The 17,317-nt window shown below is 30.1% G+C and carries 17 protein-coding genes, 4 tRNA genes and 1 pseudogene; 7 read left to right on the forward strand and 15 right to left on the reverse strand.

The annotated features are described in order from the left end of the window. Window positions 1-100: 100 nt before the first annotated feature. The gene (locus CPJCM30710_RS07940) at window positions 101-1,117 is read right to left on the reverse strand and encodes a GerMN domain-containing protein (protein WP_212903641.1); all 1,017 of its coding nucleotides are present in this window, start codon (window positions 1,115-1,117) and stop codon (window positions 101-103) included. 233 nt (window positions 1,118-1,350) lie between these two features. On the opposite strand from CPJCM30710_RS07940, the pseudogene CPJCM30710_RS07945 reads away from it, so the two are divergent. Next, window positions 1,351-2,480, forward strand: a pseudogene (locus CPJCM30710_RS07945) (zinc-dependent alcohol dehydrogenase). Window positions 2,481-2,692: 212 nt separating this feature from the next. On the opposite strand, the gene CPJCM30710_RS18060 reads toward CPJCM30710_RS07945, so the two are convergent. The 9 genes from CPJCM30710_RS18060 to CPJCM30710_RS07985 form a co-directional block, all read right to left on the reverse strand. Next, on the reverse strand, window positions 2,693-2,827 hold the full coding sequence (locus tag CPJCM30710_RS18060; RefSeq protein WP_281413964.1) for a hypothetical protein: 135 nt from the start codon (window positions 2,825-2,827) through the stop codon (window positions 2,693-2,695). Between the two features lie 40 nt (window positions 2,828-2,867). Further along, window positions 2,868-3,854 (reverse strand): aromatic acid exporter family protein, encoded by a 987-nt coding sequence (locus tag CPJCM30710_RS07950; protein ID WP_212903642.1) that lies wholly within the window; start codon window positions 3,852-3,854, stop codon window positions 2,868-2,870. A 402-nt stretch (window positions 3,855-4,256) separates the two neighbouring features. After that, window positions 4,257-4,736 (reverse strand): 23S rRNA (pseudouridine(1915)-N(3))-methyltransferase RlmH, encoded by a 480-nt coding sequence (rlmH, locus tag CPJCM30710_RS07955; protein WP_212903643.1) that lies wholly within the window; start codon window positions 4,734-4,736, stop codon window positions 4,257-4,259. Window positions 4,737-4,868: 132 nt separating this feature from the next. Beyond that, on the reverse strand, window positions 4,869-5,510 hold the full coding sequence (locus tag CPJCM30710_RS07960; protein WP_212903644.1) for a lactate utilization protein: 642 nt from the start codon (window positions 5,508-5,510) through the stop codon (window positions 4,869-4,871). A 95-nt stretch (window positions 5,511-5,605) separates the two neighbouring features. After that, a complete protein-coding gene (locus CPJCM30710_RS07965) occupies window positions 5,606-6,109 on the reverse strand; it encodes an SEC-C metal-binding domain-containing protein (RefSeq protein ID WP_212903645.1) in 504 nt (167 codons plus the stop codon). A 171-nt stretch (window positions 6,110-6,280) separates the two neighbouring features. Next, window positions 6,281-6,439 (reverse strand): CxxH/CxxC protein, encoded by a 159-nt coding sequence (locus CPJCM30710_RS07970; protein ID WP_246503494.1) that lies wholly within the window; start codon window positions 6,437-6,439, stop codon window positions 6,281-6,283. A gap of 71 nt (window positions 6,440-6,510) precedes the next feature. Then, entirely contained in the window at window positions 6,511-7,302 is a 792-nt protein-coding gene (locus CPJCM30710_RS07975) for an MBL fold metallo-hydrolase (protein ID WP_212903646.1), read from the reverse strand. A gap of 107 nt (window positions 7,303-7,409) precedes the next feature. Next, on the reverse strand, window positions 7,410-8,672 hold the full coding sequence (locus CPJCM30710_RS07980) for a UDP-N-acetylglucosamine 1-carboxyvinyltransferase (protein WP_212903647.1): 1,263 nt from the start codon (window positions 8,670-8,672) through the stop codon (window positions 7,410-7,412). 362 nt (window positions 8,673-9,034) lie between these two features. Continuing rightward, on the reverse strand, window positions 9,035-9,202 hold the full coding sequence (locus CPJCM30710_RS07985; protein WP_212903648.1) for a DUF1540 domain-containing protein: 168 nt from the start codon (window positions 9,200-9,202) through the stop codon (window positions 9,035-9,037). Between the two features lie 216 nt (window positions 9,203-9,418). Here CPJCM30710_RS07985 and CPJCM30710_RS07990 point away from each other — a divergent pair, with 216 nt between their 5' ends. The 4 genes from CPJCM30710_RS07990 (at window position 9,419) to CPJCM30710_RS08005 (ending at window position 13,179) form a co-directional block, all read left to right on the forward strand. Then, complete coding sequence (locus tag CPJCM30710_RS07990; protein ID WP_212903649.1) at window positions 9,419-9,967, forward strand: 2'-5' RNA ligase family protein; 549 nt, start codon at window positions 9,419-9,421, stop codon at window positions 9,965-9,967. 286 nt (window positions 9,968-10,253) lie between these two features. After that, window positions 10,254-10,730 (forward strand): dUTP diphosphatase, encoded by a 477-nt coding sequence (locus CPJCM30710_RS07995; RefSeq protein WP_212903650.1) that lies wholly within the window; start codon window positions 10,254-10,256, stop codon window positions 10,728-10,730. Between the two features lie 535 nt (window positions 10,731-11,265). Next, a complete protein-coding gene (locus CPJCM30710_RS08000) occupies window positions 11,266-11,697 on the forward strand; it encodes a DMT family transporter (protein ID WP_212903651.1) in 432 nt (143 codons plus the stop codon). A gap of 288 nt (window positions 11,698-11,985) precedes the next feature. After that, window positions 11,986-13,179: a S8 family serine peptidase gene (locus tag CPJCM30710_RS08005; protein ID WP_212903652.1), complete on the forward strand. Its 1,194-nt coding sequence runs from the start codon at window positions 11,986-11,988 to the stop codon at window positions 13,177-13,179. Window positions 13,180-13,318: 139 nt separating this feature from the next. Here CPJCM30710_RS08005 and CPJCM30710_RS08010 read toward each other — a convergent pair whose 3' ends face one another. Continuing rightward, window positions 13,319-14,521 carry a peptidoglycan DD-metalloendopeptidase family protein gene (locus CPJCM30710_RS08010; protein ID WP_212903653.1) on the reverse strand — a complete coding sequence of 401 codons (1,203 nt, stop codon included), beginning with the start codon at window positions 14,519-14,521 and terminating at the stop codon, window positions 13,319-13,321. Between the two features lie 216 nt (window positions 14,522-14,737). Here CPJCM30710_RS08010 and CPJCM30710_RS08015 point away from each other — a divergent pair, with 216 nt between their 5' ends. Then, a complete protein-coding gene (locus CPJCM30710_RS08015) occupies window positions 14,738-15,730 on the forward strand; it encodes a DnaD domain protein (RefSeq protein WP_212903654.1) in 993 nt (330 codons plus the stop codon). Continuing rightward, a complete protein-coding gene (locus tag CPJCM30710_RS08020) occupies window positions 15,723-16,703 on the forward strand; it encodes an ATP-binding protein (protein ID WP_212903655.1) in 981 nt (326 codons plus the stop codon). Before CPJCM30710_RS08015 ends, CPJCM30710_RS08020 begins: the two co-directional genes overlap by 8 nt. A gap of 250 nt (window positions 16,704-16,953) precedes the next feature. Here the strand turns inward: CPJCM30710_RS08020 and CPJCM30710_RS08025 are convergent. The 4 genes from CPJCM30710_RS08025 to CPJCM30710_RS08040 all read right to left on the reverse strand — a co-directional run bounded on the left by CPJCM30710_RS08025 (window position 16,954) and on the right by CPJCM30710_RS08040 (window position 17,277). Continuing rightward, a tRNA-Thr gene (locus CPJCM30710_RS08025) sits at window positions 16,954-17,028 on the reverse strand. A gap of 6 nt (window positions 17,029-17,034) precedes the next feature. Further along, a tRNA-Asp gene (locus CPJCM30710_RS08030) sits at window positions 17,035-17,111 on the reverse strand. Between the two features lie 8 nt (window positions 17,112-17,119). Then, window positions 17,120-17,195 (reverse strand) — tRNA-Val (locus CPJCM30710_RS08035). Window positions 17,196-17,202: 7 nt separating this feature from the next. Beyond that, window positions 17,203-17,277, reverse strand: a tRNA-Glu gene (locus tag CPJCM30710_RS08040). Window positions 17,278-17,317 lie beyond the last annotated feature (40 nt).

Below are 17,317 nucleotides of genomic sequence, written 5' to 3' on the forward strand. Positions count from 1 at the left end.
GCCTCGACATGCAATGCTTTTTCAGGAATTATAATTTAAATTATGAAGTTGTATATCTATATAGGTATACCTTTAATAAAACTATACCTATGTTTATTTATTAATTAGGCCACTTACCTATTCCATTAAAGTTGGTTATAAATGGCTCTCCAGGTTTCTTTAATATATGGCCAGATTCATATGGTTTACCTGCTAATGTAAGATATACTTTATTAATATTGTAATATCCACCTATAGTATTTACGATAGAAGTTAAACAAAGGCTTTCGTAGGTAGAGCCAGCATTTAAATCTTTAACAAAGTTAGCAGAAAAATCAACATAGACCATTTTACTAATAGTATTATAATACAACCAATTACTTGTGGTATTTGCTCCAATACAAGGAACTAGTCCCTTAGGTGGATTTCTAAATTCTTTAACTATCTTTGACCTTGTAATATCATTTGTATAAAAACTGATTTTCTTATCTACATACCATACTTTATTAATATTACTATCTGGATAGTAAAATCTTATAATTTGAATTAATGGTGTATTAGTCTTTATTTGCTTTAAAGATGACATTACTGTATAGCCACCTTCTAGATAATGAATACTTTTAACTAATCCTACACCCTTTACATAATAATCCTTTGTCTTACTTGTTCCTCTAGTTGTAGTAACTTCTAAAGCACCTGTATAAGTCTTTAGAGTAGTTTTCATAGTTGCATTTGTATTGGTTATACTTCTTTTACTTCCATCAGCTAAAGTCCATGTTGTCCCCTTTTTTATTGGATTTTTAATTAAATATTCGCTTTTATTTGCTGTTTTATTTAAGAAATTCTCACGATAGTAACATTCATTGTTTGTATACCTAATTCTAACTCCATAAAATGTATATTCATACACATTAACAGTTTCAGTTCCACCATTATTTATTCTAAGTTGCTGTCTTGTAGAATTAGTGTAATCTGTATATCTAATATAACTTGAAAATTCATTACCATATCCTTGATAAACAAATACAGTATTAGGCTTCATTGGAAAGTAGTCTTTTGCTGTAGATGTTGCTGCAAGTGCTGTATTAGGGAACATTAATATTACCATAAAGAAAATTATAATTACAAACTTTTTCATATTATTCACCTACTATAATTTATTTATATACCATTATATTACTATTTTTCCTATTTGCAACTTATGACTTACATGGGAATATAATTAAGGCTATCCTCTATGCCCCCTTATCGTTTGTTTTTTTTAATACAGTTTATTTACTTCATTGATACCACCCCCTAATAAATGTATTTCTAAATCACATAATATAACCATAAATCTATTTATACAAATGGAATGAGAAGAGGTAAATAATGAAAGCTATAGTCTATGAAGGCATAAGAAATGTAAAAGTAAAAGATGTTACTGATCCTAAAATAGAAAATAATGATGACATAATAGTAAAGGTAACATCTACTGCAATTTGTGGATCTGATTTATATTTAATTCATGGTTTTATCCCTAACTTACCAAAGGGTTTTATACTAGGCCATGAGACCATGGGAATAGTAGAGGAAGAGGTAATCAAGTAATTAATGTAAAGAAAGGGGATAGAGTTATTGTTCCTTTTCCCGTTTCGTGTGGTCATTGCTGGTATTGTGAACATGATCTATGGAGTCAATGTGATAATTCAAATCCCAATGGAGAGGTAGGCGGCATATTTGGTTATAGTAATACTTACGGTGGTTATGCTGGTGGTCAAGCACAATATTTAAGAGTGCCCTATGGTAATGTAGGACCAAAGGTCATTCCAGAAGAATTGACAGATGAACAAGTACTATTTTTAACTGATATCTTACCTACTTCTCTTTGGGGAGTAGATATTGCCAGTGTAAAATCCGGTGATACTGTTGTAATTCTAGGATGTGGTCCTGTAGGCCTATTAGCACAAAAGTGGGCTATATATAAAGGCGCAAAGCGAGTTATAGCTGTAGATTGTATTGATTATAGATTAAATCATGCAAAAACCTACAATCAAGTTGAAACTGTAAACTTTCAACATTATGATAATACCGGAGAATACTTAAAAGAAATCACTAACGGTGGGGCAGATGCTGTTATAGATTGTGTTGGTATGGATGGAAAAATGTCTACCATAGAAAAAATTGAAAGCATGTTAAAAATTCAAGGTGGTTCAAAATCTGCTATAGAAATTTCAACTCAAGCGGTTAGAAAAGGTGGTACTGTAGCACTAGTAGGTGTCTATGGAGCAAAATATAATGCATTTCCTCTAGGTGATTTTTTCTCAAAAAACGTTACACTAAGAATGGGTCAATGCCCTGCACACTCTTACATTGATTCAATCTTAGAATTAATTAAAAACGGTAAATTTGATGCCACAGATATAATTACTCACAGATTACCTATTAATGAAGGAGAACATGCTTATAATATTTTTGATGGTAAAACCGATAACTGTATAAAGGTGGTACTGAAACCTTAATCTATACATAAGTATAATCTATACAATTAAATAATGAATCATTCTTATAGACATATAACTTCATGACTAGATTAAAATTTCAAAAAGCACTAAATGCTAAAGTTATTTATTCTGATTTCACAAAATTAAATGTAGTTAAAGGTTAGCAGTCCTAATGTCTGTTAACCCTTAGCTTTTTTAAATTTATTAAGGATTGAAATTGTTTGTCTTTATTAAATTTTAGGTTGATTGACTTCATTATATATAGTTGATATAACATCAATTTCAGCTTGAGGAGCTGGAGATAAAGAATAGCATCCCTTATTTACCATCTGTTTCCATGCATCATATGCATAATTACAACTCATTGTAAATACATTCTTTAAAAATCATCTTATTTCAGAATTACTAGCTTTCATAATTCTCTTTTAACTCCCTTGTTAAATTGTTTTTAAAGGTTCTTTTTACCTCTAATAGATATTCTAAGTCCTTCAAAAACTGAAACAGCATAGCTCTATTTTCGAATTCCTCTCTGGTTTTTGGAAGGCTCTGAATTTTACAAACCTGAAACACTTCCTTTAAATCCTCTAATAAACCTTCAGCACTATTGTATTCATGCAGAGCTAGAGCTACCCTTTCAGTAAAAGCTGCTACTAAATCAGTCTGATCAAAAGTCATATAAAATCTTGTAAAATAAGACCTCATGTATTTTAATATTTGAAGTTGAAGAGTTCTCATTTCCATGTACTGAACATAATACTTAGCTTCATAAATTATATAGTTATTTAGATTTCTATATGCACGCTCGCTAGCTTCCCTTAAATTATTTTCTAAGTCCTGAAAAATTTTTTCTTCATCTATATACACTGACTGTTCTCTTAAAGCCTTAGCCATGTGCATTAAAATTGTTCTCATTTTTTCCTCAATGTCTCTTTGATCTTCTTTTATTTTACCTTCTATTTTAGGCATATATGTATTTAATAAAATTCCTATACCAGCACCTATAATCATAAGAAACAATTCATTCTTTATCCAATATGGTGAAATAGATTTTTCCACTAGTAAATGCGTAACTAAAACGGAACTTACCACAATTCCATCAGTTACTTTAAATCTTATAGCTAATGGAATAAAAATAATTAAATATAATCCAAAAGCAATAGAATTGTAACCTACTAAAGTAAATACAGTTCCTGCAACAAATAAGGCTAGTACCGTTGAACCAAACCTTTGTAATGCAATGATTATTGATGTTTTTTTAGTATTTTGGATACTTAAAATAGTTATAATACCAGCTGATACTGCATACCCCAATCCTAAAACCTGCGCAATAATAATAGCTACTGTAGCACCTACCGCAGTTTTTAGGGTTCTAAGACCAATAAAACTTTTCATATGTCCCTGATATATATTTTCAGGGTATTCACCTGCCTCTCTTTGTAAACGTTTTAAAAAACTTGTATATTTAAAAACTGTTTCTACTTTGTATATAACTCTTTAATAGCATCTATACAAAAGTTAAAAATAACTAATTTAAAATTAATTATTACACTATTTCTCATAAAGAGCTTGTGCAAATTTTATTCTTCTGTTCTTTTTACCACTTATCCCCTTAAGTAAATCATAACATTACTTTTAAATTTATGTCAATGCTTGTCTTAACGCCATTCTCAATACAAAATAAAGCCGAGTAGGCATCAATCAATTTAGAATTCGCTTCGTAGAATAATAGCAAATAAGATGGAATATATTTTGTAGATATTCCATCTCACTAATCTTCATCTTTCAAAATCTATCTTACTTATGATACGGTTCACCTTTCATTATCCTATATGCCCTATAAACCTGCTCTAATAGCATTACTCTGAAAAGCTGATGCGGGAATGTCATTTTTGAGAAACAAAGCTTATAGTTTGCCCTGTTTAAAACTTCATTAGAAATCCCTAAAGAACCTCCTATTACAAAAGCAATATTACTCTCTCCCCTTACCCCTAAATCACTTATATAGCTAGAAAGTTCTTCTGAAGATAACATTTTTCCCTTTAAATCCATTGCTACTACAAACATGTTATCCTTAATTACTTTTAATATTGCTTCCCCTTCCTTTTCTTTTATTTGAATTTCTTCCTTTTCAGAGGCATTATCTGGTGTCTTCTCATCTGAAAGTTCTATTATATCTAATTTACAATATCTTCTTAATCTTTTAGAGTATTCCTCGATGGCATCTCTTAAATATTTTTCCTTTATCTTTCCTACAGATATTATTGTTATGTTCATAACATTCTCCTTTTATATTACATAATATATGTACGTCCTGTAACTGAAAGAAATTCAGCTTAAGCTGAATTTCACTAATTACTATTACTTCTAAAATAATCGAAGTTTATTTACCTTCTAACTCTTTTATTATTAATATCCTAATTCTTCATTTAATATTATAACATGTATTCTTCCTTTAGACTTCTGCTTTCTTATTAATACATATTCATTACATATTCTTTCTGGGCTATTGCAATCCATACAATATCCAACCTTTGCGCAAGGAGTTTTTCTATTTATTCTTACTGCATTAACAGGTGCAGCTACTCTTCTATTTCTTTCAATTGCTTCTTCCACATTATTTACTATTTTATTCACTCCACATACTACTATAACCTTATCTGGTCCATAAAGCATTGCAGCTACTCTATTTCCGGTACCATCTACATTATATAACTCTCCATCTTCTGTTAAAGCATTAGTACTTACAAAGTATGAATTTGCAAAGAAAGCTTTTCTATATATTTCTGTAAGTTGCTCTGGTGTAAGTCCATCAACATATCTATCTAGGAAATTATATCTTCCACATCTTAAGTAATCTATAACTCCTGTTTCAAATAAAGTCATAGATCCTCCACAAGTTACTGTCTCTCCTTCATTAGTAAGTTCCTTTATCTTTTCTATAAGCTCTTCTCTGCTTTTTACAAAATATCCGTCCATGTTATTTTTGTATAAAGCATTAATTACTCTTTCAATCTTTTTTTGTACAACAAATTCTAAATTTTTGTCCACAAGCCTCTACCTCCCTTAATAATCCTGATTTTATTATAACATAAGTAAAATAAAAAGGTTCCTATGTAATATCATAGGAACCTATGTGAAAAATTTTATGCATCCTTACCACAGCATTTTTTATATTTTTTGCCGCTACCACATGGGCAAGCATCATTTCTTCCAACCTTGTTTTCATTTCTAATTATCTTTGATTCTTTGTATTCTTTTGCTATTTCCTTTCTCTTTTCTACAGAGAATATAGCATCCCATTGTGGAAGTTCATATAAATAGTCTGCTTTAGCATCTAACATGTTGAAGTATAAATTCTCTAAGTCTATATCAAAAACTAATTCTTGATCAGCTTCTATTTTCTCTAAATCATATGAATTCTTTAAGCTGTCATGAATACCATCAACAAATCCCATAACAAACTCTACAGTTGTATCAAACTCTTTAGCTAAATCATTTATTGAAGCTCTTCTAACAGTATCATGGTCAGCTAATATGCTTGTATAGATTCTCTCTTCGATGCTGCTATATTCTGCCCAGAAAGCCGCTTCTCCTTTTGTTTTAACATAATTGACAACCATATCTGTCCATTGACTATATAAACTCATTATCCATTCTCCTCTTTTCTAAATATTCTATTAAAATTATACTAAATTACATTATGTATTTTCAAGTTATAGCCCTATAAATTAACATAATACATAGATTAGTAGATATTTTACTATCAACCCTGAAATTACTCTCTGAATTCATAAAAAATAACTTACTTACCATTGTACCTAATTTCCTATAACATATTCCGCCTTATTCTCACAATAATCACATTTTCCACTTTCTACCTTATCCATATTAGGAAAAGTCTCATACTCATTAATATAATCATCAATAGCCACATCTACATGTTGTTGACAGCATAGCATATTTTTATCTAATGCCACTTATCTCATCCCTTTCTAAAGGTCTTAATACAGAAACATTCTTCATAATTGTACTTATTAGTTATAAATCTTTAATACTCAATATAACTGCTAGGTCTATGCCTATCTGCCAAAGTCACCGTTACATCTCTACCTAACACTACATTGTTATCATTAAGCACATTTAAAACGGTTTGAAAAGCTAAGTCTGGATGATTATTAGTATTACTTAAATGGCCCAAAATTATTTGCTTTGGTTCTCCACTATTTAATATATCTACTACAGCCTTACCACAATCCTCATTAGATAAATGTCCTATTTCACTTAGTATTCTTCTCTTTAACGGATATGGATAAGGTCCAAACTTAAGCATTTGAACATCATGATTACATTCTAAAAGTATTACTTGTGAATCCTTTATACTATCTTTTATTTCTTGAGTAAAAGTTCCTATATCTGTAGCTACACTTACACTTTTTCCATTTGAGTTAAGTGTATATCCCATAGGCCCTACAGCGTCATGGGGTATATTAAAACACTTTACTTCCATATCATTTACTGTGATTACACTTCTCTTATCTAAAATTCTTATATTATATTCCTTTATCTTCCCTATAGAAACATCCATAGCATTCCAGGTAGCTTCATTCGCATAAATAGGGATATCGTACTTCCTAGAAAGTACGCCTACCCCCTTAATATGATCAGAGTGCTCATGAGTAATAAATATTCCATCAAGTTCTGAAGGATTTTGCCCTATTTCTTTAAGCGCTTCATCTATCTTTTTTCCTGGTAATCCTGCATCTATTAAAACTTTTGCTCCTTCCGAAGCTATAAATATACTATTACCACTGCTTCCGCTGTATAATGAGCAAAATATCATGTATTATTTCCCCCATACATTGAGTTTAAGTAATTGCTTGTAGCTAACATCAACAAAGAATATACTTTTGAGTTAAAGTATACTCCTATTACTGCTAAACAATTATACTATTCAACTCTTATTCTTGTAATATCTGCACCGAGTTCTCTAAACTTTCTTTCAATATGAGGATAGCCTCTGTCTATATGTTCTATGTCACATATTTCAGTTCTTCCCTCTGCTATCAGTCCTGCTATTACCATTGCTGCACCAGCTCTTAGGTCAGTAGCTTTAACTATGGCACCAGTAAGCTTTTCAACACCATCCATTATTGCAGTTCTTCCCTCAACTTTTACTGAAGCTCCCATCTTCTTTAGCTCATCTAAATGCTTATGTCTATTCTCCCATATAGTTTCAGTGACAATGCTTCTTCCTGATACTTTGCTTAATAATATAGACATAGGTTGTTGTATATCTGTTGGAAATCCTGGATATGGAGCTGTTTTTATATTCACACCTTTTAATGGCTTATCTACAGTAACTCTTATACAGTCGTCGCCCTCTTCAATAATAGCTCCCATCTCTATAAGTTTTGCAGAAATAGATTCTAAATGTTTTGGAATTACATTAGTTATAGTGACATCTCCTCTTGTAGCCGCTGCTGCAATCATAAATGTACCAGCTTCTATTTGGTCTGGAATTACACTATAATTACAGCCCCTTAATGCACTTACACCTTTAATTCTTATAATATCTGTTCCTGCACCCTTAATATCTGCTCCCATTGAGTTTAAAAAGTTAGCAACATCAACAACATGAGGTTCCTTTGCAACATTTTCTAAAATTGTTGTTCCTTCAGCTAAAGTAGCTGCAAGCATAACATTTATAGTAGCTCCAACACTTACAACATCAAAAAATATGTTTGCGCCAATCAGTTTATTTGCTTTAACTGCAACAGCCCCATGTTCAATTGTAACTTCAGCACCTAATGCTTCAAATCCCTTAATATGTTGGTCTATAGGTCTTACACCTATAGGACACCCTCCTGGAAGTTCAACTCTAGCACTTTTAAATCTTGCAAGAAGTCCCCCAATAAAATAGTAGGAAGCTCTCATTCGTCTTACTTCTTCAGTACAAGCATTCACACTTGTTATGTCACTAGCATCAATTTCTAAGGTATTATCATCAATTTTATTTATGCCGCATCCTAAACTTCTTAGTATTCTTTCTAAACAATGAACATCTTCTATATCCGGAATATTTTCAATAATACACTTTCCTTCACTAGCTAATATTGCTGCTGGTAATATAGCAACTGCAGCATTTTTAGCTCCATTTATATTAACTTCACCCTTTAAAGTACACCCGCCATTTACAACCAATCTTTCCATTTACTTCACCCTTGCTTAAAAATTTTTTATACTTTTATATATAAATTCCCCTCAAATAGAATAATTATCCAATTGGTTCCTTAATTTTTCAACAAAAATTGTTGAAAAAACTTCTTTTGTCACTTGTCCATAGTTTTCATTATATCATAACGCTACAATAATTAAAGTAGTTTTTTACATTGTTTAAGTAGCAAATTATTCTTATTTATTTTTTAACATAGAAAAAGTACCACTTTTGTCCTAAGAATAATTTCCCAAAAACAAACTGAATAGTCATCAAGCCTGCCCAGCTTTAGTTAGACTTTAATATATTAAATTACAGCAAATAAAAACAGCGTTAAAAAACGCTGCTTTTATTTTGATTATCTTTCTGGTTCAAAACTTCCACAATCAGTACATTCTATAGTATCTGCTTTCGATTCATGTTTAACAACTTGAATCTTATCTAAAGTACAATAGTTATGACTCTTATCATGATATTTGCATTCACTTACTATACATCCAATACTACTATTATGCTTGTGTTCCATAAAGTTTCTCCTCCTAAATACCTTTTTTTATTTGTCTAAGTGAAAATTTAACAAACTAAAATTCTTAAGCACAGGGAAATACTAGTCTTTCCACAAATTTATTATTTGCTTATATCTTTTAATTATTCAGATATTTTTTTGTGTTTATCAATGTGTTATAATTTATAACAAAGTCTTTATGTTATATAAAGAAAAATCATTAAGAGAGGTTACAAAATGAAATATTATTTAGTTGCATTGTTCGATGAAGAATCTTATAAGCTTATTGAACCTATACAAAAAAACCTTTCCAGGAGACATAAATTATATAAGAACCTTCCTACTTTGCATATAACTTTAGAGGTAATAGATAATCCCAATATAGAAAAATTAGACGTGATATTAGAGAAAATAATAAAACCTTATAAAAGATTTAAAGTTGAACTAAAAGATATACTATGTTTTAATGAACCATATAAATCTGTAAATTTAAAAGTTGAAAATAAAGGCTATATAAAAAGACTTGCAAGAAATATAAACGATACACTTAAACTTCATGGGTTTAATGTAAGAGAAACTGTAGATGATTGGAATTTACATGTTTCTTTAGCTAGTACAAACTTTTCACCAAGAGAATGGAAAAAACAAGAATATGAAGTTGCCTGTAGTTCAGCTAAGAATCAGGACTTTCATGACATGGCTAAAATTGACAGGATAGAACTATGGAAATCAATAAACAACAAGAAGGAACTGATTGTAAAGACCTATCCTTTAAAATCCTATTAAAGATAAATAACTTGAAATTTAATCTTTAATTTATTTTTACATAACATCTGTTTGTAATATTTCTAATTTAAAGATTTCAGTCATCAAAAGTAAGGAAGCTATACCTAAATTGGTATAGCTTCCTCATTTTTGAATATACTAATACTATTTTAATTACAAAATTCTAAAAATTTTTAGAATATAAAATATTTTTACTTTGTATTCGTTTACTGAACTTTTCAACACTTAAAAGATTTTGTACAATATTTACGTTGGCATATTGCCAAAAAGATAGGGGGATATACATATGAATCTTAATAAATTTTTCGATAAACAAAAAGAATTAATTAAGAAACTAATCATTGACCCAAGCTTGAACGACTATAAATTATCTGCAAGAAAGTATCTAGAACTTCACGTTAAGTTAGGTTCTTTAGCAGATGAGACAAAATGTTTTAAGTATTGGATTGAAAAAGATGTAAAGATTTCCAAAGCACAAGCTCTTGATAAATACATTGAATGTTTACACTATATACTTATAATTGGTATAGATAAAGGATACACTGATATAGAAAAAATTACTGTTAAGCCAAATGACTACTGCTTAAGTGATCAATTCCTAGGTTTATTTATAGATTTAAATGACTTAGTTTTTTCACCTTCTGCGGATCATTATCATACTTTATTTGAAGATTTTATTAGTCTTGGTATAAGTCTTGGATTTTCTGAGAAGCAAATCGAAGAAAGATTTTTACAGCAAAATGTTCGTAAAGTTGCACTATAATCATTACGATGTTAGCTGAAGAGTCCACTTATTCATGGGTGAGATGAAAAGCTATTGGTAGTTAATATTTGTATAAATTTACAGTATTACTTAATATACTATAAATAGTCAAGCATAAGACTTTAAAATGCTAAATGCTCTATAAAAATATTTAGATAAAAATTATAATACACTTGATCATAGAGTGTATAGGTAAACTGCTATGCGCATTAATTTAGTAGGGGTGCTGTCATCCCTTAAAATTTTGGGAACTACGGTTATCAGCAATGAACTACTGACTACCACCAAAGAATCTCTCTTGCTTATCTATGAGAGTTGTCAATTAAATTCTATGACTTAATTTTCTAATTAACATGCTATTATAAAAGTTATGTGCATTAAACTTAGCACATGACTTTTTTTCTTTTGGTAATACTAAAAATACACAAGGTCAATCCTTAGTGAATTTAAGGAAAAAGCATTAGCATTCAATACTTTCCCTAAAATTATTAATTCAGTTATGAAATTGTGTATCTATATATCAGAGGTGATTTTTATGATGGGAATAATTTTTTCTATAGTCGCTGGTGTTGCTATGAGTCTACAAGGAGTTTTTAATACTAGACTTGGTGAAAAGATAGGGCTATGGGAAACTAACACCATAGTTCAAGGTTCTGCTTTTATTATCACTATAATAATAACTCTTATATTTGGAAGAGGGCGCTTTAGTGAATTAAAGTCTGCTAATAAGCTATATTTATTAGGTGGTGTACTTAGTGTAATAATTATTTTCACAGTAATGGAAGGAATAAGAGAATTAGGAACAGTCTATTCCATATCTACTATTTTAATAGCTCAACTGCTTGCTGCAGGTATAATAGATGCCTTTGGTCTTTTTGATTCCAAAAAGATTAGTTTCGGATTAAATGAAATTATTGGTGTAGTTGTTATGATTGCAGGTATAATAATATTTAAGTGGAAAAGTTAGTAAAATTAGAATGATTTCTCAACACATAAATTACAAAAAAATTCACCATTATAGATGGTGAATTTTTTTGTAACTTACAACTTTATTTCTTTTATTATTTAACATAAAACTAACCATGTATAGAGTATACTCAAACTTAACTATATTTCACTTTGTGAAATAACAACAAATAAAAAATAACACTTATCATTCTTGAGCGCTAATTTATTAAAGGTTTTATTAAGTAAGTATAACAAAATTATGGTAAATCATATAATATATATTGTAATCACTATAAAGGAGTATGCAATGTTCTCTTTAAAAAATAAGCTAGATACTAATTTACGCTATTATATTACTAATGGTTGTTACAAGCAGTATAGGGTTCTTATAAAGTGTAAAAATTTCCAAAATAACATATTATCAAAAATTTCTTCTATGAGAGGAACTAACATTCATTCCATATCATCTATAGGAATACTAGCTGTAGAAGTCTCTCCAAGAGCTATAGAGAGGCTTATAGAGTATCCAGAAGTTGAACATATTTGTTTAGATAGCTATGGATTTTTATGTGGTATGAGTGTATCAACAGCAAATAATATACGACTCCCGGAAAGATATAAACTTACTGGCAAAGGGGTAAGTATAGGACTCGTAGATAGTGGTGTATATCCTCATCCTGATCTTTTAATTCCATCTAACAGAATTAAGGAGTTTGTAGATTTAATAAATAACCTTAAATATCCTTATGATGATAATGGACATGGTACCTTTATAAGTGGAATACTTTGTGGTAGCGGTTATTCCTCTAAAAACATGTATGGAGGTATAGCTAATAAAAGTGATCTTTACTGTTATAAAGCATTTAATGCCTCAGGTAAAGGATATATCTCTGATATACTTTATGCTACAGAATGCCTTATAAATTTACCTCCTGAAGCAAACCTTAAGGTTCTATGTCTTCCATTTGAACTTCTTGATAATAATACTTTCATACTTTCTCTTTTCGAGAACCTCTTTGCGCAAGCTGTAAATAAAAACATAATTCCAGTAGTTCCATCAGGAAGTAACATAAATAAAGAACATTCTATTGCTGGTATTGCAACTTCCAAGAACTGCATAACTGTAGCAGGATTGGATACCACTAAATCTATAAAGGCATATACATTTTCATCCTGTGGTCCATTTGGTAAACTCCAAAAACCTGATTTAGCTGCTGCTTCAGTCAATATTACATCCTTAAATACTGACACCTCATATATTTCAGATAGAAATGGCATTAAGATATATGCCCCTAAACTCACTACAGCTTATACCACCTTTAGTGGAACTTCCTGTGCTGCAGCTTATGTAAGTGCTCTATGTGCTTTACTTTTAGAAAATAACCCTTCACTAACTTTTAAGGACATATGTTCCCTTATTAAAATATCTTGTGAAACCACTTTGTTACCAAGATACGTGGAAGGGGAAGGTGTAATTAATATCAACAAACTCTTTTCATAAAACAATTCACTGCCATTTATAATTAATAAATAAGATTAACAAAGCATAGAACCTGCTCAGGTTTAACTTTATGAAATGACAGCAAATTGAAAAGCAGCTTGTTGAATCTTCAATGTATCTTATTCAAGCTGCTTCTTAATTACTTTATGTATTTTGATGGATCTATCGCTCTTCCATTCACCCTAAGTTCAAAGTGAAGATGAGGACCTGTACTCCTTCCTGTACTACCTATTTTTCCAATAATATCTCCTTTCTTAACTGTTTCCCCTGATTTAACAATGATTTTGCTACAGTGCCCATATACTGTCTCTATCCCATTTCCATGGTTTAATATTATCATATTTCCATAGACATTACTGTATCCTATTTCTTTCACTATACCACCAAGGGCAGATTTTATTGGATCTCCTATATTTCCCACTATATCTATACCATGATGTGTTCCTCCCCACCTTGAACCATAACCCGAGCTTATACTTCCTCTTGAAGGTTTAGCTAAAAAAGTAACTCCAGCAGATATAGGATTTTTAGTTCCTTGTTGAATTATTGTATCCTTAGTTGGTACTAAAACTTTTTCCTCTACTTTTTTAACATCAACTTTTTTATCATTAATAAAGGTAACTTCATTTATTACTTCTTTTTGTCCACTGGTTCCTTTTGTGATTTTCGAGTCGCCAATATAAAGATCATTAGTAGAATTTATAATGGTTGAAGGGACTATCTCTATAAATTCTTTATTTTTTGATTGTATTTCTACTTCAACTAAAGGATCATTACTTTGTTTGTTTAATGTTATTACTTTTGCAACTATGTCATCTATAGAAATTGTATTAGAGATATTCGTTTTTTCTTCAATACATTTTAAGTTTGTATTAACTTCAACAGAAATTAACGAATCCCGATCTATTTTATTTTCATCTATATAATACTCTGCGACCTTTTCTAAAACCTTTTGGCCTTCCTCCTTATTAGCAACATATCCTATATAATTATCTTCAATTAAGAGTTTTATAACATTGACATTTTTATTTAAATTGCTTCTTATAGTATTCTTAACTTCAACCAAATTTGATAATTTTACATCTGAATCTTTTATCTTTTTGTATGTTAACTTTTCTTTGCTCATATCTACATTATTAAATCTATTATTAATATCCTTCTTTAAATCATTAAAAGCTTCTTTTGCTTCATCTTTATTTTCTACATAACCAACTACTATGTCATTAATATACACTTCATATACACCATACCCTTTTGCTACTATAAAATATATAAGCAAAGGTATAAGTATACAAATAATACCTCTTAATGCATAATACCGTACACTATCTTTACTATCCATTGTTATTCTCCTTTTGTTGTAATCGTTAATATTAAAATCAGCATTTTTTAATGTTTCCAATTAAAATATATTTTATTCAAGTATAATAATTATTTATAGTAGTAATTGGCAAACTATCCTTGTTGAGAGATACTATCCCCTTTGCTATAATAGATTTACACTAAATTAATTATAACTTCTACAGTGAAATTACTTGATTGGACGGTTGATAACTCTATGAGTACATTTATGCTTAAAAATTCTGCTATTAATTTTACGCCAGTAAATAATACTTTCTTAGAAAAATATATGCCAAAAGCTCGAGGAGAATTTGTCAAAGTCTATCTTCTTATGCTTAAATACAGTTTTTCTGGAGAATTTGGGGTAAGTTCATCGATAATAGCTTCAAACCTTAATCTCTTAGAATCTGATGTTATGAATGCTCTTAATTACTGGCATGAAGAAGGCGTTATTAAATTAATTCCCATTGATAAAATGGGAAACTTCGATATAAAATTTGTTGATCTGTCAACTGATGGGGAAGATCTAACTTCTAATGTAAGTCTCCTTGAAGAATTAAATAAAAACTCTACAAGAGATATGCTAAAAGATATTGAGAAGCTTATCGGAAGACCACTTTCTCCAAAAGAAATAGACTCTTACCTAAATTGGCAAAATGATTTTGGTTTCTCCTCTGAAATGATACTTATTCTTATAGAATATTGCGTTTCAAAAGGAAAAAGTGATGCTAGATATATTGAAAAGGTTGCCTTAGCTTGGTATGATTCAGGTATAAAGACTTTTGAAGCTGCTCAAGCTTACATAACAAAAAACGAAGATAAATGGATAAAGATACGAAAAATATTAACTTACCTAGGTATAAAAAATAATGAAATAATGAAACCTCAAGAAGAAATAATGGAAAAATGGATATTTACTTATAACTTCCCAATAGAAGTTATACAAAAAGCCTGCGAAATTTGCTTTGAAAGGCTTAATAGGGCTGATTTCAAATATATAGATGGTATATTAAACCGTTGGAATAAGGATGGAATCAAGACATTAGAAGATGTAAGTAAAAAGAATAATATTTCTAGATCTACTACAATAAAAGGTAAGCAATTTGGAGAGTCTAAAAGAAATAACCTTAGATTTACTGACTACGAACAAAGAGAATATGATTATAGTTCTTTGGAAAGAAAACTTTTAGGATGGGATGATAATGATTAAAGGATATCAAAGCCAACTTATAGATATTTATGAGAAGATAAGAGATCAAGAGATTGCAGCTCTTAAAATACGTAGAGAAGAAATCAATCAAAAGTATCCTGAAATAATCAATATAGATAATAAAATAGGAAAGCTTTGTATAAAACTTTCCTTAAACTCTATACGAAATTCTAATAATAGAGAGGAAGAATTTAAGAAAATTAAGGATGCAATAACAGATTTAAGAGCAAAAAAATATGAACTTCTTGTATCAAAGGGATATAACCCTGAATACTTAAATCTTCAATATCGTTGTCCTAGGTGCAAAGATACTGGATATATAGGTATTAATAAATGTAATTGCTTTAAACAGAAACTTGTACAACTTTACTATAAAAACTCTGGACTAACAGATACTATTAAAGAAGAAAATTTTAAGAACTTTAATATTAATTATTATGATTCTGATAGAATGGGTGATGAAAAATTCTCTCCAAGAAAAAACATGGAGATACTATTAGATAAGATATTGAATGACTACTTGCCCAATTTTAAAAATCATAATGACAATCTTTTATTTTATGGTACCTCTGGAACAGGTAAAACCTTTTTATCAAATTGTATAGCAAAGGAACTTTTAGATAGAGGTCACTTAGTAGTCTATCGAACTTCTGATGAACTTATAAAAGACCTTAGAGAAATAAGATTTGAGAATAACGAGTTTCTTGAGGATTTACTTATAAATTGTGATCTATTAATAATTGATGATTTAGGTGCAGAGCAAATTACCGACTTTACAGTAACAGAATTCTTTACATTGATAAATAAAAAAATTCTAAAAAAGAAAAAAATGCTTATATCTACTAACCTTTCTTTGCAAACATTAACTAAACATTATGCAGAAAGGATTACCTCAAGACTTTTTGGAAACTTTAAACTTTTCAAGTTTTACACACAAGATATTAGAGTGAAAAAAAATCTAGCTAAAAAGTAGTATATTAAGTTAAAATTTATCACCAAAAAATTAATTACGAATAACTACTATATCTATTAATATTATTTCTCTAAAACCCAAAAAATTCTATCAAAAAATGTATCTCAACTGATCCATTAAGTGTCTTACTTCGTGGTTGAGATACATTTACATGTATTATTTAAAAATTATATTATTTAGGAATGAACTTAATATAATATGAATTTGCAATAAAACAAAAAAACCTTGGAAATATTCCAAGGTTTTTTTTTGGAGCTGGCAATAGGAATCGAACCTACAACCTGCTGATTACAAGTCAGCTGCTCTACCGTTGAGCCATGCCAGCATATTATGGCGACTCAGAAGGGGCTCGAACCCTCGACCTCCGGCGTGACAGGCCGGCACTCTAACCAACTGAGCTACTGAGCCATATATTTTGGTGGGCACAACAGGGATCGAACCTGTGACCCTCTGCTTGTAAGGCAGATGCTCTCCCGGCTGAGCTATGCGCCCAAAATAATGGTGACTCCTAGGGGAATCGAACCCCTGTTACCACCGTGAAAGGGTGGTGTCTTGACCGCTTGACCAAGGAGCCATATTAATTTTTTTATTTGAATATATCTAGCAGTACCAAT

The organism is Clostridium polyendosporum (genome assembly GCF_018332455.1).
In the GTDB taxonomy this organism is placed as follows: domain Bacteria; phylum Bacillota; class Clostridia; order Clostridiales; family Clostridiaceae; genus Clostridium_AY; species Clostridium_AY polyendosporum.

Bases quoted from the DNA above. Each gene is read 5' to 3' on its own strand.
- CPJCM30710_RS07940 (WP_212903641.1), bottom strand. From the start codon at position 1,117: ATGAAAAAGTTTGTAATTATAATTTTCTTTATGGTAATATTAATGTTC.
- CPJCM30710_RS18060 (WP_281413964.1), bottom strand. From the start codon at position 2,827: ATGAGTTGTAATTATGCATATGATGCATGGAAACAGATGGTAAATAAG.
- CPJCM30710_RS07950 (WP_212903642.1), bottom strand. From the start codon at position 3,854: ATGAAAAGTTTTATTGGTCTTAGAACCCTAAAAACTGCGGTAGGTGCT.
- rlmH (WP_212903643.1), bottom strand. From the start codon at position 4,736: ATGAACATAACAATAATATCTGTAGGAAAGATAAAGGAAAAATATTTA.
- CPJCM30710_RS07965 (WP_212903645.1), bottom strand. From the start codon at position 6,109: ATGAGTTTATATAGTCAATGGACAGATATGGTTGTCAATTATGTTAAA.
- CPJCM30710_RS07975 (WP_212903646.1), bottom strand. From the start codon at position 7,302: ATGATATTTTGCTCATTATACAGCGGAAGCAGTGGTAATAGTATATTT.
- CPJCM30710_RS07980 (WP_212903647.1), bottom strand. From the start codon at position 8,672: ATGGAAAGATTGGTTGTAAATGGCGGGTGTACTTTAAAGGGTGAAGTT.
- CPJCM30710_RS07985 (WP_212903648.1), bottom strand. From the start codon at position 9,202: ATGGAACACAAGCATAATAGTAGTATTGGATGTATAGTAAGTGAATGC.
- CPJCM30710_RS07990 (WP_212903649.1), top strand. From the start codon at position 9,419: ATGAAATATTATTTAGTTGCATTGTTCGATGAAGAATCTTATAAGCTT.
- CPJCM30710_RS07995 (WP_212903650.1), top strand. From the start codon at position 10,254: ATGAATCTTAATAAATTTTTCGATAAACAAAAAGAATTAATTAAGAAA.
- CPJCM30710_RS08000 (WP_212903651.1), top strand. From the start codon at position 11,266: ATGATGGGAATAATTTTTTCTATAGTCGCTGGTGTTGCTATGAGTCTA.
- CPJCM30710_RS08005 (WP_212903652.1), top strand. From the start codon at position 11,986: ATGTTCTCTTTAAAAAATAAGCTAGATACTAATTTACGCTATTATATT.
- CPJCM30710_RS08010 (WP_212903653.1), bottom strand. From the start codon at position 14,521: ATGGATAGTAAAGATAGTGTACGGTATTATGCATTAAGAGGTATTATT.
- CPJCM30710_RS08015 (WP_212903654.1), top strand. From the start codon at position 14,738: ATGAGTACATTTATGCTTAAAAATTCTGCTATTAATTTTACGCCAGTA.
- CPJCM30710_RS08020 (WP_212903655.1), top strand. From the start codon at position 15,723: ATGATTAAAGGATATCAAAGCCAACTTATAGATATTTATGAGAAGATA.